We start from the raw sequence: 25,712 nt of genomic DNA, 5'->3' as shown, positions 1-25,712 counted from the left end.
TGATTGAAGACATTTTTCTTTCAGGCACGGTATCAGGGCGCCGCGCGCCGCAACAGAGACAGAGTAAAGCAGGCTGTAGCGCACAGCACGATGGACGGTCCGGCCGGGCTATCCCAATAAAAAGACGCCGCCAGCCCGCCGAGTACCGAGAGACCACCCAGCAAACTGGCCACGAATGCCATGGCTTCGGGAGAGTGGGTCAACCGTCGGCTGGCGGCCGCCGGAATAATCAGTAACGCGGTAATCAGCAGCACGCCTACCACCTTCATGGCGATGGCAATGACCAGTGCCATCAACAGCATCAACGCGGTGCGCACGAGCGTGACGGGCACGCCTTCCACTCGCGCAAGGTCTTCGTGAACGGTGATGGCGAGTAAAGGGCGCCACAACACCACCAGAAGGGCGGACACCAGAACCGAAATGATCCAGATGGTAATGACATCCGTTCGGCTGGCGGCCAGTATGTCGCCGAACAGGTAGCCGAGCAGGTCGATGCGGCTGTGGGTAAACAGGCTCACCAGTATCAGGCCCAGAGCCAGGGTGGAGTGAGAGAGAATCCCCAGCAACGTATCCGTGGCCAGTAACCGGTTGTTTTGCAGTGCCACCAGAATCAGCGCCAGCAGCAGACAGCCGATAGCGACGGCCAGGTTGAGGTGGATATCCAGCAACAAACCGAAGGTCACACCCATCAGGGCTGAGTGAGCCAATGTGTCACCAAAGTAGGCCATGCGGCGCCACACCACCAGGGCGCCAAGCGGTCCGCTCACCAGGGTTACGCCAAGGCCGGCTAACAGCGCATACAGCAAAAAATCAGGCATGAGGGGGCGAATCCTGTTCAACGATATTACCGTGATCGTCGTGGCGGTGATCGTGGTGGTGTGTGTAGGGGGCCACAAGGGATTGGCTGCGTTCTCCAAACAGCGCGTGGTAGGCCGGATCGTTGGTAACCTGATCGGGGTGGCCGTGGCAGCAGACATGCTGGTTCAGACAGATTACGGTGTCTGTGGTGGCCATCACCAGATGTAAGTCATGGGACACCAGCAGCACGCCGCACTGGCGTTCCCGGCGGATATCATTGATCAGCCGGTACAGGGCCTCTTGCCCGGTAACATCCACGCCCTGTACCGGTTCGTCCAGTACCAGCAGGTCCGGGTCGCGCATAAGTGCCCGCGCCAACAGCACGCGCTGGGTTTCGCCACCGGACAGGTTGCTCATGGTGGCTTCGGCCAGGGGCTGGGTGCCGGTCATTTCCAGCACTTGCTCCAACGGCAGTCGCGGCTTTCCACCCAGGGTGAGGAAACGGCGCACGCAGAGCGGCAGACTGGGATCAATGGCCAGTTTCTGGGGCATATAGCCAATGCGCAGCCCCGGTCGACGCTCAATCCGGCCCTCACTGGGCTGAATCAGTCCCAAAGCGCAGCGCACCAGCGTGGTTTTGCCAGCCCCATTGGGGCCGATCAGCGTCACGATTTTACCGGCTTCAAGTGTCATGTCGGCACGGTGCAACAGAGTTCTTCCGCCCCGGCGTACACCCACATGCCGGGCCTGCAGCAGCGGTTCATTCATGGCCCTGGCTCCCGCCGTCCGGGCTCCTGCAATCTGGACACAGCCCGGTAACTTCCAACGAGTGACTCTCTAACAGAAAACCGGCCTCACGGGCGTTCTCGCCAATGGTCCGGGAAATGGCGTCATCGTCCATTTCCACCGCCACGCCGCAGTGGCGGCAGAGAAGGAAATGGCTGGCGTGCCGATGTTCCGGGCTGGGGCAACCGACATACGCGTTCAAGGTGTTAATGCGGTGTATCAGCCCCTGCTCGAGCAGAAAATCCAGGGCGCGATAAACCGTTGGCGGGGCGACGCGGCGAGTCGAGGCCTCGGCGAGCTGGTCCATCAACTGGTAAGCGCCCAGCGGCCGGTGACTCTGCCAAACCAGCTCCAGCACCTGCTCTCGCAAGGGGGTGAGACGGGCTCCGCGCTCGGAGCACAAGCCGCGCGCCGAGGCGAGCGCCGAGCGGACGCAATGGCCGTGATTGTGTGGGCGGAAAGCAAGTGGCGTGTCGGTCATAGGAGTCACGTGTTCGGAATAGCGATGAAAGTGTTATACTATAACTTTTACGATCCCGTTTAGCGAGAATCCTTTCATTGACGGGTGTCAGAATCATTGACGAGTTTTTCTTCATGAGTGCAAGCCCTTCCTGGCGTCACACCGTTTCCGGCATTTTGCTCGTTATGCTGTGCCTCTCTCCAATTTCCCTGATCTCCCCGGTCGCCCGGGCCGAGGTTGTCGTACTGACCAGCATCAAGCCTCTTGCGTTGATCGCGGAGGCCGTCGTGGGGGAGCAGGGCCGTGTTTCCCATTTGCTGCCCGCCAACGCGTCACCGCACGATTATCCGCTGCGGGTCTCCGATATGCAGCGCCTGTCCGGTGCCAGCCTGGTGCTGTGGGTGGGCCCGGACCTGGAAACCTTCTTGCGTCGCCCTCTGGCGAACGTGCCGGCTGAACGGACAATGGCCGTGGGCGAATTATCCGGCTTGAACTGGCCCAGTGAAGACGAAGCGTCCATTCACACCGTCGGTGAGCACGATCACGCCCATCATCACCACGAAGGTCGCGACCCCCACCTCTGGCTCAATCCGGCCAACGCCGGGGTAATAGCCCGGGCGCTGGCGGAACGTCTTGCGGTCGTGGCGCCAGAGCACGCTGAGCAATACCGGCGCCAGGCGATGGAATGGCAATCCCGCTGGCACGAGTTGGACAGCGAGTTGAACAAACGCCTGTCTCGGGTACGTTCCCGGAAGTTTGCAGTGTATCACGAAGGTTACCGCCATTTTGTGGCGCACTATGGTTTGAGTCAGGTCGCGGCCGTCACCCTGTCGCCGGAGCGACGTCCCGGTGCCCGTCATTTGTACGAATTGCGCGAGACATTGCGCGATGCCCGCTGCCTGTTTACGGAACCCTACTACGATATGAGCGCGGCTCGCGATCTGGCCGATGAGATGGGGTTGTCATTGGGGGAAATGGATTTGCTGGGTGCTTCTGAGGCAATCACGTCCTACCAAGAGTTGTTGACGGGTTTGACCGATGCCGTGGTCGAGTGCCTGTCCCCTTGGTAAGTGCTGCCTGCACGAATTCACCGAGTATCCTCCGCAAGGCATTAACACTTTCTTTCGTAACGAAAAAAGCCGTAGCGTGTTAGCGCTACGGCTTTTTTAACCCATCAGTGGGCGGATTTTATCAGGGCAGCTCCCAGCGGATATTGGTTACCCGAAAAACGACGTCCTGTTGACCAAATACTGGCCAAATAGAAAAGGGTGTATCAACACTCCCTATATTAAAACCAGGTTGGGCAGCAATGCTGGCGATAGGTACGGTGATGTCATGCCAATCATTGTCGGCTGGCAAAGAGACTGGAATTTCAGCACCCACGCAGGGATGGCCACAGTCTGCTTTGACGAGAAAACCATCAGTATTGCCATTATTACTGATCACTTTTAAATCAAACACCAGGTTGCCTCCGGAAAATGCTGAGAGATCCTTTGGCGTGTTGCTTTGAATATAAAAGGTTCCAAGACCTACTGGTGTGAAAGTTAACTCAATAACACTTCCATCCATATCGACATCAGAAACCACATCGATACTGATATCTTGGCCACCATCTTCCCAAACACCTAGCCCTGGGTCACCCCATGCAGGTGATAAATCACCATCGAAAATAGCCATATCATCAGTGATGGGCTCAGGTGGCACCTCCGGCTTGATATCGCAGTCCCCAAATTCCTCGCTGTCCTGACACACAATCCGGACATTGGCAATTTGCACATGAGCGTCACCGTCCACCGGCTCGATCACAAAGGGATTCTTGATGCTGCTGAAATCCACCGGGGTGGCGTAGCCTTCGTTAATGTTGGGCTGCAAGGTGTACAACCGCACGGCGACTTCCGCCCATTCGCCCGTGGGCGGAATTTCGATTTCGTGATAGCTGTTGTTCGGGTAGCCGCTATCCAGTTTCACGAGCAGTTTGGTTTCCGGGTCGATGTCCAGTACCCGCAAATCAAACTTGATTTCACCGAGATTGGCGGCCCGACCGTTGCCGCTGATGTCGCCACCGAAGTCGAGGGCCTCATCCGACAAGGCATCGCCGACGATAATAAAGGCGTTACTAACACCGCTAAAATCGAGATCCCAAACGGTGGCAGTGTTACCGCCAGGACCATCAGTAACGGTCGGTTCAGTCGCTGAGACGCTGGAACCTTCCGGAGGACACCATGGATCTCCTCCACACGCATACTGGCCTAGGGTCAGACCGGTGGTGACCTCGGAGCCGTCCACAACAGATTCAAACGGCTGCAAACCATCCCGATACAACCAACGCACATCCCAATCGGCCGGCGGTGCCTGATGCCCGACGATATCGGTAGCTTCTACGCCCGGGTTGGCGGAAGGCGTTTCACAACCTTTTCCGGTTTCCGGGTTGGCAGAACATTCATACACCTTTACGAAATCCACTGCCATGGTGACGTCATCGGTCACGTCAAAGGTTGGAAGGGGCACGTAGTCGCCATTGCCCAGCGCCACGTTCAAAATCATGTGGAAGGGTTGGTCAAAGGGTGCAAAGGGGTTGTCGCTTCCGGCGCCAGCCACCTGATAACCCACTTCCTGGCCGCCCCAGTAATAGCTAAACCAGTTGCCGCTGTTGCGGGCGAAAAGAACATCATCCACATACCAGCGGATCTCACCTTCTTCCCACTCAATGGCGTAGGTGTGGAACTCTTCCCAGATGTTCTCGGGAGGATTGTAAGAGGCACCGGTGTTCTGGTTCCACGGCCAGGAGTACCCGTAATGCAGAGTGCCATGCATTTCATTGGCTTCGCCAGTGGGTTGTGGGCCGCTGACGCCGGGTTGGAACGCCTCAAAAATATCGATTTCGCCGCTGTGGGGCCAGCCGCCGTAGGCGTTATCGGTGGGCAGCATCCAGATAGCAGGCCAGACTCCCTCGCCGATAGCGGGCATCTTGGCGCGAATTTCCATGCGGCCATATTGCCAGTCGCCCTGGTCTCGGGTGCGCAGTCGGGCTGAGGTGTAATCCTTACAAACAGAGGTGTCGCTCGGATCGTAGTTGGGGTCTTCCTGATTGGTGGCCGGACCGCAGAAGGGCTCGGCTTCTCGTTGTGCCACTATGTTGAGGAATCCGTCAGCGACAAAGCTATTGTCGGAGCTGTCGGTATAGCACTGGGCTTCATTATTGCCGCCGCCCCAGCAGTTCACTTCATGTTCCCATTTGCTGGAATCGATGGCATCGCCTTCGAAATCATCTTCCCAGACCAGCGTCCATTCCGCTGCCACACTGGAAGAACTTGAACTGCTGGGTTCACTGGACGATGAGCTGGTGGGTTCACTAGAGCTGCTGGGTTCACTGCTGGCACTGGATGAGGCGTTGTCGTTAGAGCTGCTGCCCCCACAGGCCGTCAGTGTGAGCGCGAGTGCGCTCAATACCCAGGCTTTTGTCATTTTATTATTCATATTGACCTCTTGTTATCGTTTGGTTTTGCTCCGTCCCGCTGCGTCATAAACCCGTCGCGGCGAGTGCGTCGGGCCGCTCGCGGTCGAGAAACGTCAGTAAAACGGATGCAGGGAGCAGTATCGTGGTGTGTTACGCGGGTGTCGTCTCACTATGATACAAAGCGCAATGTGATAAGAGCCACTTTTCAAAAACCAAACTGACACCTGGTTGGCGCCCATAAAAAAAGCCCCGCCGGGCGGGTGCCAGGCGGGGAAGACAAGCGAGGAGAGTAAGTCGTTGCTAAGAGTTTGGCAGCCCCAAACTCAAGGGCGGCTGAAGTCAGCGCCAGCCCGGTTTAGAAATCGGCTTGAAGCTGCTGGCTGAGTTTGGCGTTTAACCGCTCATTCAGCTGTGCATCAAGTTTCTCATTCAATTCTTGAGATTGCCGTTCCAGATCCTGGGTGCTCAATGTCTCGTGAGCGCGCTCAGTATTTTCTGGAAGGTTCCAGCGCATAGCGACACCAGCCTCGGCGGCCGCGAGGGCCATGTTCGGTTGTGCGCCAATAGTGGCACCGTCTGCCGCAGCATTGGCGGCCAGTACAAGAGATGCGATGAACAGACCAAGTTTCTTCATGGTGTTGCCCTCCATGGGGTTTCCCCGTTGGTTGCTGTCAGCCTTGGTATCGGACAGCGTATGTCGAAGTAAGAATAGAGGATCACTCTATTTGTTACGTATGGTAACACAATCGTTACTATAGTCCAGTGGTATTTCACATTGATGATAAAAAAATGAGATTTTTGTTAAGTAATTCGCAAGGTTACGCCGAAAACCACAGGTTTTGGTTCATAAATGGTCGGGTAACACATAAGTAACAAATTTCTGGTTATAACGGGTGGCTGAAGCGGGAGCGGTTTTTGGGGTATGCTTGACCTCCCATTTTGATCAATGACCCCGACCCCAAGGTTGCTATGACCCAAAAAGCCCCTCTGGTATTGGTGGACGGCTCGTCCTACCTGTACCGTGCCTACCACGCCCTGCCACCGCTGAACACGTCCAAGGGCGAGCCCACCGGAGCCGTCAAGGGTGTCATCAGTATGCTGCGCCGCCTGCTTAAGGATTTTCCCGAGAGTCCCGTGGCCGTTGTTTTTGATGCCAAAGGAAAAACCTTCCGTGACGAGTTGTACGCCGAGTACAAATCGCAGCGTCCGCCGATGCCGGATGATATGCGGCCTCAGGTACAGCCTATTAAGGACATTGTGCAGGCGATGGGTTTGCCGTTGTTGGTCGTGGAGGGGGTAGAAGCCGATGATGTGATTGGCACTCTGGCTCGACAGTGTTCCGAGCAACAGCGCGACATGGTGGTGTCCACGGGCGACAAGGATATGGCTCAACTGGTGAACGCCCACATCTCCCTGGTCAACACTATGACCGGCTCGCACCTCGATGAAGATGGCGTGCGCGAAAAGTACGGCTTCGAGCCGCCGCTGATGATCGATTTCCTGGCGTTAATGGGAGACAAGTCCGACAACATTCCCGGTGTGCCGGGAGTGGGTGAAAAAACCGCCCGAGCCTTAATCGAGGGGCTGGGAGGGTTGGATGCCATTTACGGTGAGTTGGAAGCGGTGCGCGATCTCGGTTTCCGCGGGGCGAAAAAAATGCCCGAAAAGCTGGAAGAGCACCGGGATCAAGCGTACCTGTCACGGCAACTGGCCACCATCAAGACCGATGTTGAACTTGAATTGGCACCAGCGGACATTCATCGCGGTGAGCCGGACCGGGCGGCCCTCAAAACGTTGTTTGCGGAACTGGAATTCAAAACCTGGGTGGCTGAGCTGGATGACGCCCCGGATGAGGTGGGTGAAACGGAATCCGCCAGTGCGGCCGTTACGGTGGACGTGGATTACGAAGTGCTTACAAAACAGGCCGATTTTGACCGCTGGTTGAAAGCACTGGAAAGCGCCGAGCTGTTTGCGTTTGATACAGAGACTACCAGCCTCCAGGCAATGGAGGCCCGCCTTGTGGGGGTGTCATTTGCCATCGAACCGGGCAAGGCGGCCTACGTACCTCTGGCCCACGATTACATGGGAGTCCCCGATCAGCTTGACCGCGAGCAGGTTCTGGCCGCGTTGAAGCCATTGCTGGAAGATGCCAAACGCTCGAAGGTCGGGCAGAACCTGAAATACGACCGCAATGTGCTGCGCAACCACGGCATTGATCTCCAGGGCATTGCCTTTGACACCATGCTGGAGTCATACATTCTCAATTCCACCGCCGGTCGCCATGATATGGACAGTCTGGCGCTGCGTTACCTGGACCACCGGTGCACCTCCTTCGAGGATATTGCCGGAAAGGGCAGCAAGCAACTCACGTTCAACCAGATCGAGATCGAGAGCGCGGCACCCTATGCGGCGGAAGATGCGGATATTACGTTGCGGCTGCACCAGAAACTGTGGCCGGAGCTGTCGGCCATCACATCGTTAAAGCGAGTGTTTACTGACCTGGAAATGCCGTTGCTTCCTGTGCTGGCGAATATCGAGCGCAACGGGACGCTGGTGGATGCCAAGCGCCTTGGAGAACACAGCCGGGAGCTGGGCGAGCGACTGGCGGAGCTGGAGCAAAAAGCGCACGACATCGCCGGGCGGGCGTTCAATCTCGGCTCCACGAAACAACTGGGAGAAATTCTGTTCGACGAGCAGCAACTGCCCGTTCTCAAGAAAACACCCAAAGGCAAACCCTCCACGGCGGAAGAGGTTTTGCAGGAGCTGGCCCTGGACTACCCGTTACCCAAGGTTCTGATGGAGTATCGTGGGCTGAGCAAGCTCAAGAGTACCTACACCGATAAGCTGCCGCAGATGATTAATCCGGAAACCGGTCGGATTCACACCTCCTATCATCAGGCCGTTACCGCCACGGGCCGACTCTCGTCCTCTGACCCGAACCTGCAGAACATTCCCATTCGTACAGAGCAGGGGCGCCGCATTCGCCAGGCGTTTATTGCGCCTGAAGGGTACAAAGTGCTGGCGGCGGATTACTCGCAAATCGAGCTGCGCATTATGGCGCACTTGTCGGAAGACAAAGGGTTGCTGAATGCCTTTGAGCAGGAGTTGGATGTGCACCGCGCTACAGCGGCGGAGGTCTTCGGGGTGGATCTGGACGGAGTGACTCCAGAAATGCGGCGTCGCGCCAAGGCGATCAACTTCGGCCTGATTTACGGAATGTCCGCCTTTGGGCTGGCCAAGCAGTTGCATATCGGCCGCCAGGAGGCACAGCAATACATCGATCTTTATTTCGAGCGCTACCCCGGTGTGCAGCGTTACATGGATAGCACGCGGGCTCTCGCCCACGAGCAGGGGTACGTGGAAACCCTGATGGGGCGGAGATTGTACCTGCCGGAAATCAACGCCCGTAATGGCAGTCTCCGCCAGGCCGCCGAGCGCACTGCCATTAATGCGCCGATGCAAGGCACGGCGGCGGACATTATCAAAACCGCCATGATCGACGTGGACAGCTGGTTGCTCGCGAAGAAGCTCGATGCCCGCATCATGATGCAGGTGCACGATGAGTTGGTGCTGGAAGTCAAGAAGGAACAGTTGGATGAGGTGCGCGACGGCATTGTGGCGCGTATGACCCGGGCGGCGGCGCTTAAAGTGCCGCTGCTAGTGGATGCAGGGGTGGGTGAGAACTGGGATGAGGCTCATTAATGCCTGGGCGGAGCGAGAGGGGAGATTATTATTGAACTTTTCTGTAGCACGCCACTCAGAGTACACATGAACAGTGTGTTTCATGTGCAACTCCCCTAACGTGGCTTTATGCCCTTGGCTATTGACTGACTCAGCTATCCCGGCCTCAGGCCGGGTTTTTTTTGCCTGCGTTTGTGACGCCCTTGGCACTTTACAAAACCTAACACCGATAAATCAGATTAATGGGGAACTAAGCCGCGGCGCCCTCGTCTTAAGCCACAAGACGTATCATTCAGTCTTTCCTCCGCTTAGCTGGCGTCACCCCAAGGGCGCCAGTCATTGCCCCCGGTGACCTCCCCTGGTCGCCGGTTTTTTTTGTCCCTTGTTCAGGTGGTAGCGTCCACCGGCTCTTGAGTGTCGGGCAGGGTCAGCCACTCGATGAGCTTGGCCTTGAGATCGTCCACACCGGTGCTTTTCAGCGAGGAAAAGCATTGTGCCGTCACCAGGTCGTTCACGCCGGCTTGCTGCATTTGCCGACGTACGGCCAGCAAGGTGTTGTTGGCAGGACCTTTCTTCAGCTTGTCCGCTTTGGTCAGCAGGATATGCACAGGCATAGCGATCTCGACAGCCCAATTGATCATCATGGTGTCGAATTCCTGCATCGGGTGGCGGATATCCATTAGTAGAATCAGGCCCTGGAGGCATTCCCGCTTTTGCAGGTATTCGGAGAGGTTGCGTTGCCACTCCTCTTTCATGGCACGGGCCACCTTGGCGTAGCCGTAACCGGGCAGATCCACCAGATGTTGCTGCTCTCCCACCCGGAAAAAGTTGATCAACTGAGTACGCCCAGGTGTCTTACTGGTACGGGCCAGCTTGGAGTTGCCCGTGAGCGTGTTGATGGCGCTGGATTTGCCGGCGTTGGAGCGGCCTGCAAAAGCGACTTCCACGCCGGATTCCGGCGGGCACTCGCGAATACTGGGGGCGCTCTGTTCGAAAACGGCGCCCCGAAAGTTGATTTCGGTGGTCATAAAACCTGCAAAAGCCTGTGTTATCCCATATAATGCGCGGTGCCTCATAACGGCACCAGACCGCCAGTCATTGGGTTTGGGCGACCGGCGGGGCAGCTGATTGTAGCCCGTGGGCGGTTAAAAGTCGCCCAAACACTGCGGAGCGGGCGTCACAATAAACGAATTTACAGGTTAGCCAATGAAAGATTCAGTGAAGCATTTGCTCCTAGCTTTGAGCATACTGGTTTGGATTCCGGTGGCCAGCGCTGCTGGCGATCCCCAGGCAGGAGCCGAAAAAGTGGCTGTCTGCGCCGCTTGTCACGGTCAGGACGGCAACAGCCCGGCCCCCACTTTCCCAAAGCTGGCCGGTTTGGGTGAGGCGTATCTCTACAAGCAGCTTCAGGATATTCAGGCGTGGAGTAACGCATCGGGCGCTGATAAAGAGACCACTGGACGAGCGGTGCCGCAAATGACCGGTATGCTGAGCGGCTTGAACGATCAAGACTTGCAGGATATCGCGGCCTTTTATGCCAGCCAGACCATTCAGTTGACCGGCGCCCAGGAAATGCAGGTGCGAGTAAACTCGGGTGAGCAAGTAGACGGTCTCGCGCTGGGTGAGCGGATCTACCGCGCCGGTAATCCCGAGTCCGGCGTGCCGGCTTGCATGGGATGCCATCTGCCTAATGGCCATGGTAATCCGCCCGCGGGCTTTCCCCGGTTGAGTGGCCAGTACCCGGAGTATATCGAAACCCAGTTACGTGCCTTCCGAGCAGGTGAACGCACTAACGATGGTGACTCGATGATGATGCGCATGGCGGCCAAGCACCTGAGCGACTATGAAATCGAAGCGGTTGCCAACTACATTGGTGGCCTGAACTAGTATCAGCAAATCCGGAGAGTGATAGCCGGAACTAAACCGGAGGAATATCGCTCTCAGGGTACGGCGGCGGGCCTGGTCCGCTTCTGACGGTCCGATAATCACAATCCGATCACCATAAGGGGAAAACCATGCGAATAATGTTAGGGGCTCTGGCCCTGCTGATGTCGCTGGGTGCGGTGGCTCAGTCCTCCGGAAGTGACACCAGCTACAGCGAAGGCGAACACTATGAAGTGCTGGCCGATCCGGTGCCCTCGAGCGCCCCGGGCAAAATCGAAGTGGTGGAGGTGTTCGCTTACACCTGTGGCCATTGCTACAACTTCGAGCCGCTGATCCGCGCCTGGAAGAAAGAGCAGCAAGATGATGTCGCGTTTGTGCAGGCACCCGCCATGTGGAACGCCACCATGGAAAATTACGCGCGCGGCTTCTACACTGCCAAAGCGCTGGGTATATTGGAGGACGTGCATTCGGCCGTGTTCACCGCTGTGCATCAGGAAGGCAAGCGCTTCAACAGTGCTGAACAATGGGCCGACTTCCTGGCGACTTATGGTGTCGATCGGGAAAAGGTTTTGAAGACCTTTAATTCCTTCGGGGTCACTAGCCAGGTGCGACAGGCCGACGCCAGGGTGCGTGGCTACAAGATCAGCGGTACGCCGGAAATGGTCGTCAATGGCCAGTATCGAGTCAGCTCCCGTATGACGGGCAGCCACAGCGAAATGCTGCGAGTCGTGGACTATCTGGTGGAGCAGATTCGCGACGGAGAGCTGTGATGGCTGACTGACTGAATCGCCAGTCACATAAAAAACGCCCGCAATTCGCGGGCGTTTTTTATTAGTGGGGCGGCGTGAGGCAGCGGTTTTTTTACGCCTGTCAGCGTCGGATCAGCGATGAAAGTATGGCTATAATACCTACAACGAGAACACTGATGCGGCTGTTGGGACAGCATTATGGTCACTGGACCTGAAGAATACGAAACCTGGCGAGATAAATACCTCAATGCCCTGGACCGGCAGGAAGCGCTGGAACGGCAGGCCGATGAGCAGTATCAACTGATGCGCCGACTGTTGATGCACCTGAGTCTGGTAGCGGATGGCCGGGATCCTGGCGTCGACGCTATTCTGGATGATTTGCGTCCCTTGTTGCGAGGTGAAACAGGGTTACGGGATGAAACCGGGGGCGATGGCCTGTCTTCCATCGCGGAACGCCTCGACAAGAGTGTTCGCGGTTTTGAAGACGCTCGTGATCACCTCGACAATGACATCCTGTCCGCCCTGACGATTCTTGTCTCCCAATTGCGCGGGACCAGCCCGTCGCGAGAACTTAAGCACGACCTGAACCAATACTTAAGTAAGTTGCCAATGCTCAGCCAGAAGCTTTCCCTGTTTCCGGCGTTACTGCAGCAGCTCGCTGAGCTTCAGCAAAGGGTGCTTGAGCAAACCAAAGTGCCTCGCAAAGGGTTTCTGGGGCTTCGGCGCACGGCGGGCAGCGATGATGCGTCTGGTGTGGATAGTGGGGCGCTTGAGGCTGATATTCGTCAGGCACTGGAGCAAGTGCTCTCCGCCGTCCATTCGGAGCACACGGAGGAAGATCGGGTAGCCACGTTGCGTCAGCAGTTGAATGACGGACTATCCATCCATGAAGTACCGGGCGTTCTGGTCTCGCTACGCGATCTTTTAATGCGCTCCTGGATGTCCTTTAACCAGGTGTTTGGCCGTTACTTGAATAACGTTAATACGGAGCTGGAAGAGATTGCTGAGCTGTTGCGGGGAGCGGCTGATCGCGGTGCGCAATGGCAGGGCGCCAGTCAGTCTTTGACCCGTCAAGTGAACGAGCAGTGTAGCGCTTTAGAAGATTGCATGCACAATGCCGCCGACCTTGATCAGTTGAAACACCAGGTGAGCGCGCATCTGGGCCAGATTCGTGAGGGTATACAGCATTTTCGTCGACAGGGCGGGGAAGAGTCCCCCTCCTCCAGTGAGTTGGCGCAGCTGGCACAACGTATTCGGCAGATGGAAGAAGAGGCAGAGCAAAGTCGTGCCAGTCTGCAACGTCACCGTCACAAAGCGCTCCACGACCCGTTGACTCAGCTGCCGAATCGGGAAGCCTATGAAGAGCGGCTGCTCCTTGAAATCAGCCGGTGGAAGCGGTCGGGGCGCCCCTTAACGCTGGCGATCTGCGATGTGGATTATTTCAAACGAATTAACGACCAGTTTGGTCATCAGGCCGGGGACCGGGTGCTCAAACTCATCAGTCGAGCGATTGGCCGGCGCTTGCGCGAGGTGGATTTCCTGGGGCGCTACGGAGGGGAAGAGTTTGTGATGCTGCTGCCGGAGACCCGGGTGGAGGACGCGTTTCGCCTGCTTGATGAATTGCGAGGCGCCCTCGCCGAGACGGCTTTCAACTATCATAAAGAGCCTATGACCCTGACACTCTCCATGGGGCTGACTGAGTTTCGGGAGGGTGACACTGCGCACACGGCGTTTACCCGTGCCGACCAGGCGTTATATGCGGCCAAGGCAGCGGGCCGTAATCGTTGTCAAATTGGGTAGAGTGGCGCGTGACGTAAGGGATTGTGTGTGCAGGGGAGTTGCTACTTGACCGTTTTGTTATGTTATAACGTATAATAAAAGTTTCAGTCATTACCCGAGGTGCCCATGGACCGTCTTCCCGTTACTGTGCTTTCCGGCTTTCTTGGTGCCGGTAAAACCACCTTGCTTAACCACATCTTGAACAACCGCGAAGGCCGTCGGGTGGCGGTCATCGTCAACGACATGAGCGAGGTCAATATCGATGCGGCGCTGGTCAATCAGCAGGTCAGTCTGAATCGCGCCGAGGAAAAGCTCGTGGAAATGAGCAATGGCTGCATTTTATGAAGCACGCAGCCTCCAGGAGACCGGCGAACACCTGGGGGAAGAAGACGAGCGCACGGTGGCAGACTTGCTGGTGGATCAAGTGGAGTTTTGTGACCTGCTGTTGATCAGTAAAACCGATCTGATCACTCAGGCTGAACTCGATGAATTGACCGCAGTACTGCGTCGCCTCAACACCCGCGCGGAAATTGTCTCGATGGTGAAAGGGGCCGTGCCACTGAACGCTGTGCTGGGCACGGGGCGGTTCGATTTTGCCGACGCCCAGAAGGCGCCGGGCTGGTTGCAGGAAATGCGCGGAGAGCACGTGCCGGAAACGGACGAATACGGCATCAGCAGTTTTACCTATCGGGCGCGTCGGCCGTTTCACCCTCAGAAAATCTATGATTTTTTCCGCGATCAACCCGAGGGTGGCAAACTGCTTCGTTCGAAAGGCTTCTTCTGGCTGGCCAGTCGCCCCCAATATGCCGGGCAGTGGAGTCAGGCAGGGGGCATTGCGCAACACGGGGCCGCAGGCTTATTCTGGAAAGCCGTGCCGGAGACGCACTGGCCCGAGGACCCCGAGCAGGTGGCCGCGATTCGCGAACAATGGGAGGAACCGTTCGGGGATATGCGGCAGGAGCTCGTGTTTATCGGCCAGAACCTTGATCGCTCACGATTCGTCTCCCTGCTCGATGACTGCCTGTTGACCGACGAGGAACTGTTGGCCGGGCAACACTATTGGAAACAATTGCCCGATCCATTTCCCAGTTGGGGCATCATCGGCGCAGACGATGAAACCCGCAAATGAAACCCGTGAATGAAACCCACAATTGATGCGAGGCATTTTTGACGTTATCCAGCGCACCCGTTCCCACCAACATTATTACCGGCTTTCTCGGCGTGGGGAAAACCACGGCCATTCGTCATTTATTGCAGCACCGCCCGCCTGGTGAAAACTGGGCGGTGCTGGTTAATGAATTCGGGGAGATCGGCATTGATGGTGCGCTGCTGCGCGATGGGGGCGCCCGTGTCAGGGAAGTGCCCGGTGGCTGTATATGCTGCGCCGCCGGCCTGCCGATGACGGTGGCGCTCAATCAGTTGCTCGGGCGTGCCTCCGAGCGACCCGATCGGCTCTTGATTGAGCCCACAGGCCTGGGCCATCCCGCGCAAATTATTGAGACATTAACCGGGCCTTTCTACGAAGCGGTGCTGGATGTACGCGCGACTATTACGCTGGTGGACCCGCGAAAACTGTCTGATAAACGCTACCTGGACGACGCTCATTTTCTGGACCAGATGGCCGTCGCGGATGTGCTGGTTGCCAACAAAGAAGAGCTTTGCGATGTGTCGGATTGGCAGCAGTGGGAGCAATGGCTGGCCGCGAGCAATCCCGCCAAAACGCTTGCCGCGCGGGTCTCTCAAGGCGCCTTGTCGATTGACTGGCTGGATCAGCCGCGCCTCGAACGGCCACTGCACGAACCCCATTTGCACCGCAGCGACGCACGATTGGCACCGCCCGTGTCGGGTGTACTGGCGCTGGCCGAGGGAGAGCCGATGCGCTGCCGGCAAAACCGAGGCCAGGGTCACTACAGTGTGGGGTGGGTGTTCACGCCGGACTGGGAATTTGATTACGAGCGACTGTTTGCCTGGATTAACGGGCTGGCCGTTGAGCGTATCAAGGCGGTGATGATTACCGAGCAGGGCATTTTTGGTTTCAATGGGGAAGGAGGTGTTATCAGCGTGAGTGAGCTGGATGAAGTGCCCGATAGCCGGTTGGAATTGATTGATAAAGCCGCGCCGGAATCGGCGCGGCTGGAAAGGGAATTGCTGGCGTTGCGCGTTAATGGAGCTTAGTAATCTTCACAGCCAATGCGCCAGCTATCCAGGGCCAGGTTCTTCTTGAGCCAATAGAGATTCTGGCTGTTCGCCTGGGGGCAAAAGTTGGCGGCGCTGTCCTGATACTCCACACCGAAAACGGCTTTTCCAGCGTTGATAAACACCTGATAACCCGCGCACTCGTTGTACTGGAAGCATTGTTCATTCAGCGCCCAGTCAAAGTCATCAACCAGATCCGCCAATTGATCGACATCGTTTTTCAGCCCGACGGACAAGCCTCTGGCGTGCGCTTCCTGAGCTATCCAGCGGTTGTAGGCAATCTGATCGGCGCCGGTCAGTGAGAGCTGGGTTTCCGAGCCGTTGGTGTAAGCGTCCATATTGTCCGGTTCCACCCCGTCGCATCCTTTGGTGACTGCCAAATCGAGGCGGCTGGTCATGATCGGCGTCAACAAATCGATCCGGCGAATATCGAGCCAGCGCTCATCCCACTCGGCCATGTTGCCGGCAAACGGTGGCGCATTCCCGTCGTAGGCATCGTCGTCAATAAACGGGAAGTGGGTTTGCCAGTCATCGCGCCATCCTTCATACGTGCCGGCACTGAAATAACAGATCACCACACGCCCCTGGTTCTTGAGCGATTGAATTTGCGCGGCACTGGTGTTGAACAGATCAACATCGTACATGTCGACATCCAGGCTGGTGTCCAGGTTGCCGTTGATCTGCCACTGCCAGGTCAAATTATCGTAAGGCGACGGTTTCCACCAATCGCCCTCTGAGACCTCTTCGGAGGATTCCAGCTCAATGGTAAGCCAGTCAATATTGCTCACATCCACGGCATTGTTCGAGCGGTAGCGCACTTTGATCACGTTGTTGCCATTAATGTAGCGCGCCGGGTTGCTGCCCATGGAAATGCTTTGCGCATGCCATACCCAGCCTTGCGCGCCCGCGTTATCGCCAATCGTTACCCACTGGCCATCCTCAAAGTCCCGCAGCTGGATAAGCCAGCGCTGGGATGCTTTGGCTTCACCGAGCGTGTTGATGTTAACGGTGAGATCCTGCCAATAAGTGCCGGTGGCAGGCTGGGGGGCGGTAAAGGAAAACGTGCCGCTGAACCGGGTGGCATCGGGTGAGGCCTCAAGGTAGGTATACCAGTCGTCCTCTTGTCCAGACTGTTCTAAGCTATTCAGAACCTGATACCCCTGATTACTGATTTGCCCTTGCGGCACGGTAATCGTGTCAACGTAGAGTGTGTCAGCCTGCGTGGAAGCACCGCCGCCAAGGAACGATAGCAGTACAGCGGTGGAAAACATCATGCGTCTCATTGTCTAGCTCCTTTCTATCTGTACATTATTCTATCTGTACGTTATTTGCTGTCTGTACATGGCTTAAAAGCGGTAACGGAAACCCAGGTTGATCTTGCGGCCCCACTCGGAATACGAACCGGGAATGTCGGTGCGGCCTTGATAGGCATGCCAGTTATCGTTCAACAGGTTGTTGAATTCCAGGTAAGCGGACAGGGCGTCGTTGAAGTAATAGTTGGCGGAAGCCGACATCCACGTCATGGCATCGGCGGTGGATTTATAGGTGGTTTCCCCGGTGGCGTTCAGTGGGCTCCAGTGGCTGGTGATATAGCTTTCGGTATGATCGGCGGACAGTTGCAGGCTCAGCTTTTCATAATCGTACAGCAGCGTCAGTGAATAAGAGGTGTCGGGTACACCCGCGAGTACCCCTTCTTTCGATCCGCTGATATAGGACTCGGTATCAATGTAAGTGTAGTTCGCTGTTACCCCGAAGCCATTATCAAAAAAGTGTTGCAGGCCCACTTCATAGCCGAGCACTTTGGCGCGGTCGAGGTTCTGGGGCTCGAACACATTAAAGGGCTGATCAATGTATTCCCCGGTGGCAAAATCCTCGCGCGGATAAACGGGCAATGATTCGGGGCTGTTCGGATAACGTTCCCGCCAGTCCTGAATAAATCCGCTGATGTTTTTCTTGAACACGGCGGCGGTAATAGCGGAGCCTTCTTGGAAATACCACTCCAGAGAGACATCTGCCTGTTCGGCTTCCACCGGCGACAGGGAAGGGTTACCGACATGGTTAATGGTCCACTCGCCCCACGAGGCGGCCTCGTCGTTAACCTGGGTGGAGAGCTGGTTGAGTGAGGCGCGCGCCATGACTTCGGCGTAGGACAGCCGCAGCAGAAGGTTGTCGGTCAACTCATACGACAGGTTGAACGAGGGGAGCAGTTTGTCATAATCGTTGGTTTCTTCCACCGGGACGGGGTCTTTGTGAATGACCACATAATCCCATTCCGACAGGGCATCCACTCGCTCGATTTCCCACAGCCAGCCTTCGGAGCTGACGTCGGTCTGTACATAGCGCAGGCCGATATTGCCGCTCCACCGGGAGCCGCTGAAGTTGGTTTGCAAGTAGGCGGAGGTGGTTTCTTCGGTCACGGCAAACGATTCATTGGGGTTGAACAGCGGCGTGTCCTGATAGGAGTAACCTTCAGGATAGGGTTCGCCGGTCGCCGGGTTGATGATGTCAGGGTTGTTGTCGGCGGCGTGCAGTGCCTCCTGGTAGGCATCGATATCAAAACCGACGAACTGACGCGGGAAGTCGCCGTTGATATCGGATAGGAAGTCATCGACAGGGAAAGGCTTGACGACATTGACGCCTGTTTGCCCAAAAGTAAACGGCGCCGCATTGTAGATGCCGCGAGCGTGCTGGTTGTCGAACTTCTCACGTTCCTTGGTGCGCTTGTTGTAGACCAAACCAAAATCGAACGAGCTGATCTCTGTGGCAGTGAACGGAATGGCAAGCGTGCCAGCATCCATTTCCCAGCGACCACTCAGCGATGCGCCATTGACTTCATCATCGATATTGACGCCGTTCGATTGTGAGTAGTGCGGGCCGAACTGGTCGTCGCGCACTAGGTCTCCGACTGAATCGACACCGGTGCTCTCATCGAAATCGAATACGATGTTGGGCAGTCCATTGTCCGTCAGGCTGAACGTGGCGGTGTTGGGTACGCCGCCGACACCGTGTGCGACCACAAATTTGTCCCGGCCTCCGGCATCGCGTGTTGCTTTGGACAAATAGATGTCGCCGACCAGGCTGAAATTATCCGTCACGTCAAACGCACCGTTCAGGCCCAGTTGGTAGGTGTCCACCACGCGATGGTCGGTAATCGTTACCAGTTCGGGAATCAGATTGGTCATTGTCATGCCGGTGACAATGGTGCCCTCGGGGTTCATTTCCGTGGGAGCGCCTTCAAATGTGGCATCCGTCCAACTGCCGGAGCGGCCGATCAGGTAGTAGGACTGGGTGTAGCCTGACGAGGGCGAGTCCAGGCGGGTAAACAGACCATCGAGAACAATGTCTACCCGGTCATTGGGCTGGAACTGAAAAGCGCCGGAGATCGCCGTCCGTTTGCGGTCCTCCAGGTGCGCGGTGGTGGCAAAGGTACTGGGGATTTTCAGCATGTAGGAGGAATCCATCCAGTCCACATAGCCTTTGTCCCCGTCGTGGTCCCAGTCCCAGTTCTCGCCGTAGTTGAGATCGGTCATTTCATCCGTGCGAGTCGGCGTGTCGCTGTACAGGGCAGACACCAGGATACCCATGGTCTCGTTGGCGAAGGTGTTGCTGGCGACCGCCGTCAGCTTGTAGCCGGTGTCATCGACTTTATCGCCGTAGTTGGCTTCCACCGACAGGGCGCCCTGCGCACCGGGGTTATCGAAAGGCCGCGCTGTCACCAGATTGATGGCGCCGCCGATACTGCCTTCCAGGGTGGCGGCGGTGACGGACTTGTGAACCCAGGCCTCAGAGATCACTTCGGAGGGCAGCACGTCAAACGCGAATTCCCGGCCCTCGGCGTCGGTGGCCATTAAGCGGTTATTCATGGTGACGATGCTGAACTCGGGGCCCAGGCCCCGGATGCTGACCCCCTGACCTTCGCCGCCGCGAGTGCGGTCGACGGTCACGCCGGTGATGTGGGCCAGTGAGTCGGCCACGTTATCATCGGGAAACAGGCCCAGCTCCTCGGAAGAGATGCCGTCCACCACGGAATCGGCGTTGCGTTTGCCGTTCAGCGCATTTTTCAGGCTTTCCTGCTTGGCGGTGACCAGAATCACTTCCAGGTCATCGACGGTGCTTTCTTGAGGTTGGGGCTGGGCTTGCGCTTGAGCCATCACGGTGCAGCTTGCGGCTAATGCCACCGTGCTGAGTGTCTGGTTCCATGTCGTTACTTTCATAAAGTTTCACCCTATTGTTGTTGGTCATTCTTAATCGGTGAACCCCGTAGGTGCTTAATTCTGCCAGAACTAACTGCAAACAGGCTTGAATCGTGCGCTGGTCTTGATAAGAGAGCATGCCAAAGTCTGTTTTAGAACCGAAAGATTGTTGGGTTAAGTTATTTTTAAGAGGTTCTATATCAATAAAAGCACATAATGAAACAAAAGAAAACACAATATCCGAAGAAATTTGAGTTTTACAGGGATTTTTGGGTGTTTTTAGAAATAAAATGAAACTTTATGGGTGTTGATATTTCAGTCTGGGAGGGGAGACTGTGTTTCCGCCACGCGGCAAGGACAGTCAGGGCGTGGCGGTAAGGGTGAGGCACGAAGGGCGGTTGGTGGCTATTCGGTGTACTCGACGATCTCCTTGGCATCCATGGCGTACATCGCCAGCGCGGTATCGTTTTCAATTTTCTCCAGACGGAGGGTGCCGGATACCCAAAACGGGGTATACAGTGCCTCCAACTGAAACCCTTCTGGGAAGCGCACGAAAATGATCTGGTTCGGTGGTGGCGGGGGGACGTGGATGCAGGCGCCGTAGTAAGGCACCAGGAAGAACTCCCGGATATTCATGTCATCATCGAACTCCAGTGGCACCACAAATCCAGGCAGTCGAATATCCGTGTTGTCGAACTCTTCGCGGGTACGGGTGGAAACCAGGGCATCCTCCCAGGTGCGCTCCCCTTCACTGTCATTCATCGCGCGGGAAATGGCGGCATCGATATCGCCGGCCAGATCCCGGTCCTGAGGGCGCAACCCGGTCGCGGGCTGATCGGCAGTCATGCCGTCGCCGCCGTGGTCCACCATCGGCATGTTCTCCAGCAAGCGAAGGTCTTCCTCCGGCATCAGGTCGGTCCACTCAATGGTTTTCGGGGAATCTGCTGACGCCATGGCGGTCCATAGACAACCAATCAGGTACAGTAACCCTTTGAGCCCGTATGAGGGCGCCCTATTTGACCGCTGGATTTGCTTCATAGTAACGGGGCAGCTCCCACTTTAACGTACACAACAGTGAATGAGATGATGACCTCCGACCACTCAATGGCCGCTCAGACGCCCGCGATTGCCTTGCGGGATGTGACCTTTTCCTGGAAGACCCGTTCCCATAAAACGGAAGACACCAACGTGCTCGATATTCCTTTGTGGACGGTGGGTCGGGGCGAGCGGGTCTTTTTGTATGGCCCTTCCGGATCGGGTAAAACCAGCCTGCTGAATCTGCTGGCGGGAATTACTCTGCCCCGGACCGGTGAGGTTTCTCTGCTGGGGCATTCTACCACGGCCATGTCGGCCCGTCGGCGCGACCGCTTTCGTGCCCGGCATATCGGCGTCGTGTTCCAGCAGTTTAATCTGATTCCCTATTTGAGTGTGCTCGATAACGTGTGTCTGGCGGCGCATTTTGCGCGGCAAACGGCGGATGCGGCTGACCGGGCGACGCACTTATTGCGCGCCCTCAACTTACCGGCGAGCCTTGATCGACGTCCAGCGCGGACATTGAGCGTGGGGCAACAGCAACGGGTGGCGGTGGCGCGAGCGTTGATGAGCCAGCCAGAGATGGTATTGGCGGACGAACCCAGCTCGGCGCTGGATTCGGATCACCGCGAGGCGTTTATGGCATTGCTTCTGGAGCAAGTGGCCGAGCTGAAGACCACTCTGGTATTTGTCAGCCATGACCGAAGCCTGGCCAGTGCCTTTGACCAGCGGTTGGACCTGCGGGAATTATCCCGTGCGTCCGCCGTGGAGGGGGTATGACAATGTTGATGACACTCACCCGCCTCAGTCTCTGGAATCGTCGCACCACGGTGCTGCTGGCCCTGCTCTCCCTGAGCCTGGGTATCGCCTTGTTGCTGGGCATTGATCACCTGCGCCATCAGGCCAAAGACAGCTTTCGGCAAACCCTCTCGGGAACAGATCTGATTGTGGGGCCTCGCGGTGGTCAGACGAACCTGTTGCTGTATTCGGTGTTTCAGATGGGGCAGCCGACGAGCAGCCTGAGTCCGCAAGCGTATACGGCGCTGGCCAACCACCCGATGGTGGATTGGGCCGTTCCCATTTCACTGGGTGACTCCGTGCGCGGCTTTCCGGTTTTTGCGACTCACTGGTCGTATTTCGAGCACTATCACTACGGTCAGCAGCAATCCCTGGCGTTTTCGGCTGGTCGGCCTTTTGCGGCCACCAGCGATGATGAAGTGGTGTTGGGCGCCCGTGTGGCGCGAGAACTGGGACTGAGCCTGGGGGATACAATGGTCGTGGCGCACGGCAGTGCGGGTGTGAGTTTTACGCATCACGACGATCACCCCGTTACCGTGGTGGGGGTGCTTGAGCCTACCGGCACGCCGGTGGATCGACGCGTGCATATGACGCTGGTGGCCATGGAAAGCTTGCACAGTGGCGAAGGTCATTCTCAGGCTGGGCACGACCACGACCACGACCACGACCACGACCACGACCACGACCACGACCACGAGTCGAGCGCGGCAGGTCTTGATGCAGAGCCGGTCTCCGGCAATATTAATGCCGTGTTGTTGGGGCTGAAGGCGCGCCCGATGGTTTTCGCCTTGCAGCGAGAACTCAATGAGAGTCGCGCCGAGCCGATGACCGCGCTGTTGCCTGGGGTGGCACTGACGGAGCTGTGGCAGCTGTTGGCCGTGGCGGAAAACCTGCTTTACCTCATTAGTTTCCTGGTGTTGCTGGCGACGCTGGCAGGTATGGTGACTATGCTGCTCGCCTCGATGAAAGAGCGCCAGCCCGAGCTGGCAGTGCTGCGCGCCATCGGCGCTGGGGCAGGTACGCTGTTTTTCCTGATCGAGCTGGAAGTGCTTTTGATTACTCTGTTGAGTCTGGTGATCGGCACGGTGTCGCTCACGGTCGGCCTGGCCGTGGCGCAGCCCTGGCTGGCGTCGGAGTTCGGATTGTTTATCGCGATCAATCCCCTCAGCCTTCAGACTGCGTATCTAATGGGTGGCATCGTGGTGCTCGCTTTGCTGATGGGGCTGGTGCCGGCGCTTGCCGCCTACCGCAGAGGATTGGCCAAGGGGCTGAATGAACGCTGAACATTGAAGGCCGGGACGGGGTCGAAGGAAGGACTCGAAAACCTACAGGGGGCGGTGGATTTGCGCTATTGTTAAGGGAGCGCTTCCTGACGCTGTCATAGCGTTCAAGATCGCCTGAGTCGGGGTTGCCGGGCGGCGTGATGTCGCTGAAAGCTGTTGTTGAAAAAGGAGAATGTCATGTTTTTGCTATCGCTGATTGTGTGGTTGATTGTGCTCGGTGTCTTGCTGTATCGGCGTTTGCCGCTGCCGCTGGGATCGGCGGTCATGGCGGTCGCCTGGTTTTTGCTTGGTTTTATCTCTCCGGCGTTCTGGTCATTGTGGCTGGTGATACCGCTGGCGGCGATTCTTCTGATTCTTAATGTGCCCATGTTGCGTCGCCCCGTGCTGTCGGCGCCTGTGTACCGCCTGTTGGGGAAGGCCATGCCCAGCATGAGTTCCACCGAGCGTGAAGCGCTGGAAGCGGGGACCACCTGGTGGGAAAAAGACCTTTTCAGCGGTCGGCCCGACTGGCACCAGTTTGCACAGATTGGACTGCCGCAATTAAGTGATGAAGAACAGCGGTTCCTCGACGAAGAAGTGGAGGAACTGTGTGGCATGCTGGATGAATACGACATCCATCATAAGCGCAAGGACCTGCCTCCAGAGGCGTGGCAGTTTTTGAAAGACAAAGGCTTTCTCGGCCTGATTATTCCCAAGGAGTTTGGCGGGCGGGATTTCCGCCCCTACGCGCAAAGCCGAATCATGAGCAAAATTGCCAGCCGCTCCGGTACAGCGGCGGTGACCGCCATGGTGCCCAACTCTCTCGGTCCGGGTGAGCTGTTGATGAAATACGGCACCGAGGAGCAAAAACAGCGCTGGCTGCCAGGGCTTGCAAAAGGCACCGAGATTCCCTGTTTTGGTCTTACCGGCCCGGAAGCGGGCTCTGATGCGGGCTCTATCCCCGACACAGGTATCGTCTGCAAAGGCGAGTTCGAAGGCCAGGAGGTGATCGGTCTCAAACTCACCTTTAGTAAGCGCTGGATCACACTGGCGCCCGTGGCGACCGTGGTGGGGTTGGCGTTCAAACTGCACGACCCGGACGGTCTGCTGGGTGACAAAAACAAAAGCGATTACGGTATCACCTGTGCGCTGCTGCCCGCGAATCACCCCGGCATTGAAATCGGCAAGCGCCACAACCCCGGCTCCCCGTTTATGAATGGCCCGATCAAAGGGGAGGATGTGTTCATTCCAGTGGACTGGATTATTGGCGGGGCGCCCATGGCGGGCAAAGGCTGGCGGATGTTGATCGAGTGCCTGGGCGCTGGTCGGGGTGTCTCTCTGCCCGCCCTGGCCACCGCGAGCGGCGAAATGCTTTACCGCACAGTGGGTGCTTATGCGCGTATTCGCCGCCAATTTAATATGGAAGTGGGCAAGTTTGAAGGGGTTCAGGAAGCCACGGCGGACATCGCCCGCTGTGCCTACACCATGGAAGCGTTTCGCCAGATGGTGACCAAAGGGCTTGAAACCGGTGCGCCGTCGGTCATGACGGCGATGGCCAAATACCACGCCACGGAAATGATGCGTCGGGTGGTCAACCACGGAATGGATGTGGTCGGCGGCCGGGCCATCCAGCACGGCCCGCGCAACTTCCTGGCTCTGCCGTATCAGAGTGTCCCCATTGCCATCACGGTGGAAGGCGCCAATATTCTCACCCGTTCCCTGATGATTTTCGGGCAGGGTGCCATGCGGTGCCACCCCTATCTGTTTGAGGAATTGCAGGCGATCCAGGACGATGATTCGAAGCGCGGACTCAAAGCCTTCGATAAACTGTTTATTCGCCATTTAGGGCACTTGCTGTGTAATGTGATGCGCGCCAAGCTCTTTGGGGTCACTCGTGCCGCGTTCAGCGGCGTGCCTGAGAACGCCGATAGTTTCAGTCGACGCTGGTACCAGCGCATCAACTTGCTCAGTGCCGGATTGGCGGTGACCTCTGATTTGGCGCTGGGGATTCTGGGCGGTGATCTCAAACGTCGCGAACTATTGTCCGCCCGCCTGGGGGATGTGCACAGCCAACTGTTTATCGCTTGTTCAATCCTGAAATTCCACTCCGCCCACCCGCGGACCGACGAGGAAGATGCGCACGCCGATTACGCTCTGCGCCACGCGCTGTATACCGCTCAAGAAGCGCTGTACGATTTCTACCGCAATTTCCCGGCAGGCGCTCTGGCCTGCCTGGTCAAATGGATGGTGTTTCCGTGGGGCCGTATTGTGCAGAAGCCTGACGACAAGGCAACTCGTACGCTGGGGGCGTTGATCATGGAGGATAACCCGGTGCGCAAGGCGTTCCGCCCTTACGTGTATGAAAATGACAATGCCGAAGACGCCATTGGTCGGGTGGAAACCACCTACCAAATGCTGCTGTCTCTGGAGCCGGTGTGGAGCACCTTCGTGCGTGCGCAAGCCAAAGGGGAGCTGTCGGGAGAAACGCTGGCAGAACGCCTGCAGGATGCCGCGGCAAAAGGCATGATTCGCGAAGCGGATATTCCCCGCCTCAAGGAATACGACGCACGTCGCTACGACTGCCTCCTCACTGACGCTTTCGAGTCGCTGTAAGTCGCTAGAAAGAAGCCCGCAACT

Annotated in this window: 18 protein-coding genes and 1 pseudogene; 10 read left to right on the top strand and 9 right to left on the bottom strand. The window is 57.1% G+C overall.

Going from position 1 to position 25,712, the window contains the following annotated elements:
* Nucleotides 1-32 precede the first annotated feature (32 nt).
* The 3 genes from ACQCLF_RS04825 to ACQCLF_RS04815 are packed head-to-tail and all read right to left on the bottom strand — an operon-like array spanning nt 33 to nt 2,065.
* Entirely contained in the window at nt 33-818 is a 786-nt protein-coding gene (locus ACQCLF_RS04825) for an iron chelate uptake ABC transporter family permease subunit (RefSeq protein ID WP_426985147.1), read from the bottom strand.
* Nucleotides 811-1,566 (bottom strand): ATP-binding cassette domain-containing protein, encoded by a 756-nt coding sequence (locus tag ACQCLF_RS04820; RefSeq protein WP_426985146.1) that lies wholly within the window; start codon nt 1,564-1,566, stop codon nt 811-813. The genes ACQCLF_RS04825 and ACQCLF_RS04820 overlap by 8 nt, the downstream gene beginning before the upstream one ends.
* A complete protein-coding gene (locus ACQCLF_RS04815; protein ID WP_426985145.1) occupies nt 1,559-2,065 on the bottom strand; it encodes a Fur family transcriptional regulator in 507 nt (168 codons plus the stop codon). Before ACQCLF_RS04815 ends, ACQCLF_RS04820 begins: the two co-directional genes overlap by 8 nt.
* Before the next feature lie 113 nt (nt 2,066-2,178).
* Between ACQCLF_RS04815 and ACQCLF_RS04810 the strand changes: the two genes are divergently transcribed.
* Nucleotides 2,179-3,114, top strand: a complete 936-nt coding sequence (locus ACQCLF_RS04810; RefSeq protein WP_426985144.1) for a zinc ABC transporter substrate-binding protein — start codon at nt 2,179-2,181, stop codon at nt 3,112-3,114.
* A 121-nt stretch (nt 3,115-3,235) separates the two neighbouring features.
* On the opposite strand, the gene ACQCLF_RS04805 is transcribed toward ACQCLF_RS04810, so the two are convergent.
* On the bottom strand, nt 3,236-5,521 hold the full coding sequence (locus ACQCLF_RS04805; protein ID WP_426985143.1) for a family 16 glycosylhydrolase: 2,286 nt from the start codon (nt 5,519-5,521) through the stop codon (nt 3,236-3,238).
* 335 nt (nt 5,522-5,856) lie between these two features.
* Nucleotides 5,857-6,150, bottom strand: a complete 294-nt coding sequence (locus tag ACQCLF_RS04800; protein WP_426985142.1) for a hypothetical protein — start codon at nt 6,148-6,150, stop codon at nt 5,857-5,859.
* Between the two features lie 320 nt (nt 6,151-6,470).
* On the opposite strand from ACQCLF_RS04800, the gene polA reads away from it, so the two are divergent.
* Nucleotides 6,471-9,203, top strand: a complete 2,733-nt coding sequence (gene polA, locus ACQCLF_RS04795; protein ID WP_426985141.1) for a DNA polymerase I — start codon at nt 6,471-6,473, stop codon at nt 9,201-9,203.
* A 365-nt stretch (nt 9,204-9,568) separates the two neighbouring features.
* Here polA and yihA read toward each other — a convergent pair whose 3' ends face one another.
* Nucleotides 9,569-10,210 (bottom strand): ribosome biogenesis GTP-binding protein YihA/YsxC, encoded by a 642-nt coding sequence (gene yihA, locus ACQCLF_RS04790; protein ID WP_426985140.1) that lies wholly within the window; start codon nt 10,208-10,210, stop codon nt 9,569-9,571.
* A gap of 178 nt (nt 10,211-10,388) precedes the next feature.
* On the opposite strand from yihA, the gene ACQCLF_RS04785 reads away from it, so the two are divergent.
* The 5 genes and pseudogenes from ACQCLF_RS04785 (at nt 10,389) to ACQCLF_RS04765 (ending at nt 15,769) form a co-directional block, all read left to right on the top strand.
* Nucleotides 10,389-11,069, top strand: coding sequence for a c-type cytochrome (locus tag ACQCLF_RS04785; protein WP_426985139.1), 681 nt, complete (start codon nt 10,389-10,391; stop codon nt 11,067-11,069).
* A 128-nt stretch (nt 11,070-11,197) separates the two neighbouring features.
* Complete coding sequence (locus tag ACQCLF_RS04780; RefSeq protein WP_426985138.1) at nt 11,198-11,836, top strand: thiol:disulfide interchange protein DsbA/DsbL; 639 nt, start codon at nt 11,198-11,200, stop codon at nt 11,834-11,836.
* Nucleotides 11,837-12,013: 177 nt separating this feature from the next.
* On the top strand, nt 12,014-13,615 hold the full coding sequence (locus ACQCLF_RS04775; protein ID WP_426985137.1) for a GGDEF domain-containing protein: 1,602 nt from the start codon (nt 12,014-12,016) through the stop codon (nt 13,613-13,615).
* Nucleotides 13,616-13,720: 105 nt separating this feature from the next.
* Nucleotides 13,721-14,723, top strand: a pseudogene (locus tag ACQCLF_RS04770) (GTP-binding protein).
* A 38-nt stretch (nt 14,724-14,761) separates the two neighbouring features.
* The gene (locus ACQCLF_RS04765) at nt 14,762-15,769 is read left to right on the top strand and encodes a CobW family GTP-binding protein (RefSeq protein ID WP_426985136.1); all 1,008 of its coding nucleotides are present in this window, start codon (nt 14,762-14,764) and stop codon (nt 15,767-15,769) included.
* Here the strand turns inward: ACQCLF_RS04765 and ACQCLF_RS04760 are convergent.
* The 3 genes from ACQCLF_RS04760 to ACQCLF_RS04750 all read right to left on the bottom strand — a co-directional run bounded on the left by ACQCLF_RS04760 (nt 15,766) and on the right by ACQCLF_RS04750 (nt 20,937).
* Complete coding sequence (locus ACQCLF_RS04760) at nt 15,766-17,073, bottom strand: endo alpha-1,4 polygalactosaminidase (protein ID WP_426985135.1); 1,308 nt, start codon at nt 17,071-17,073, stop codon at nt 15,766-15,768. The genes ACQCLF_RS04765 and ACQCLF_RS04760 overlap by 4 nt on opposite strands.
* A gap of 63 nt (nt 17,074-17,136) precedes the next feature.
* Nucleotides 17,137-20,004 (bottom strand): TonB-dependent receptor, encoded by a 2,868-nt coding sequence (locus ACQCLF_RS04755; protein WP_426985134.1) that lies wholly within the window; start codon nt 20,002-20,004, stop codon nt 17,137-17,139.
* A gap of 384 nt (nt 20,005-20,388) precedes the next feature.
* Nucleotides 20,389-20,937, bottom strand: coding sequence for a DUF3299 domain-containing protein (locus ACQCLF_RS04750; protein WP_426985133.1), 549 nt, complete (start codon nt 20,935-20,937; stop codon nt 20,389-20,391).
* Between the two features lie 129 nt (nt 20,938-21,066).
* On the opposite strand from ACQCLF_RS04750, the gene ACQCLF_RS04745 reads away from it, so the two are divergent.
* From ACQCLF_RS04745 to ACQCLF_RS04735, 3 genes are all read left to right on the top strand, one after another.
* Nucleotides 21,067-21,795 (top strand): ABC transporter ATP-binding protein, encoded by a 729-nt coding sequence (locus ACQCLF_RS04745; RefSeq protein WP_426985132.1) that lies wholly within the window; start codon nt 21,067-21,069, stop codon nt 21,793-21,795.
* Nucleotides 21,792-23,096, top strand: a complete 1,305-nt coding sequence (locus ACQCLF_RS04740; RefSeq protein ID WP_426985131.1) for an ABC transporter permease — start codon at nt 21,792-21,794, stop codon at nt 23,094-23,096. Before ACQCLF_RS04745 ends, ACQCLF_RS04740 begins: the two co-directional genes overlap by 4 nt.
* 177 nt (nt 23,097-23,273) lie before the next feature.
* Nucleotides 23,274-25,688 carry an acyl-CoA dehydrogenase gene (locus ACQCLF_RS04735; protein WP_426985130.1) on the top strand — a complete coding sequence of 805 codons (2,415 nt, stop codon included), beginning with the start codon at nt 23,274-23,276 and terminating at the stop codon, nt 25,686-25,688.
* Nucleotides 25,689-25,712: the final 24 nt, after the last annotated feature.

It is taken from the genome of Marinimicrobium sp. ARAG 43.8 (assembly GCF_050113635.1).
Classification (GTDB): Bacteria; Pseudomonadota; Gammaproteobacteria; order Pseudomonadales; family Cellvibrionaceae; genus Marinimicrobium.
This window is presented reverse-complemented; position numbering and strand designations above follow the sequence as displayed.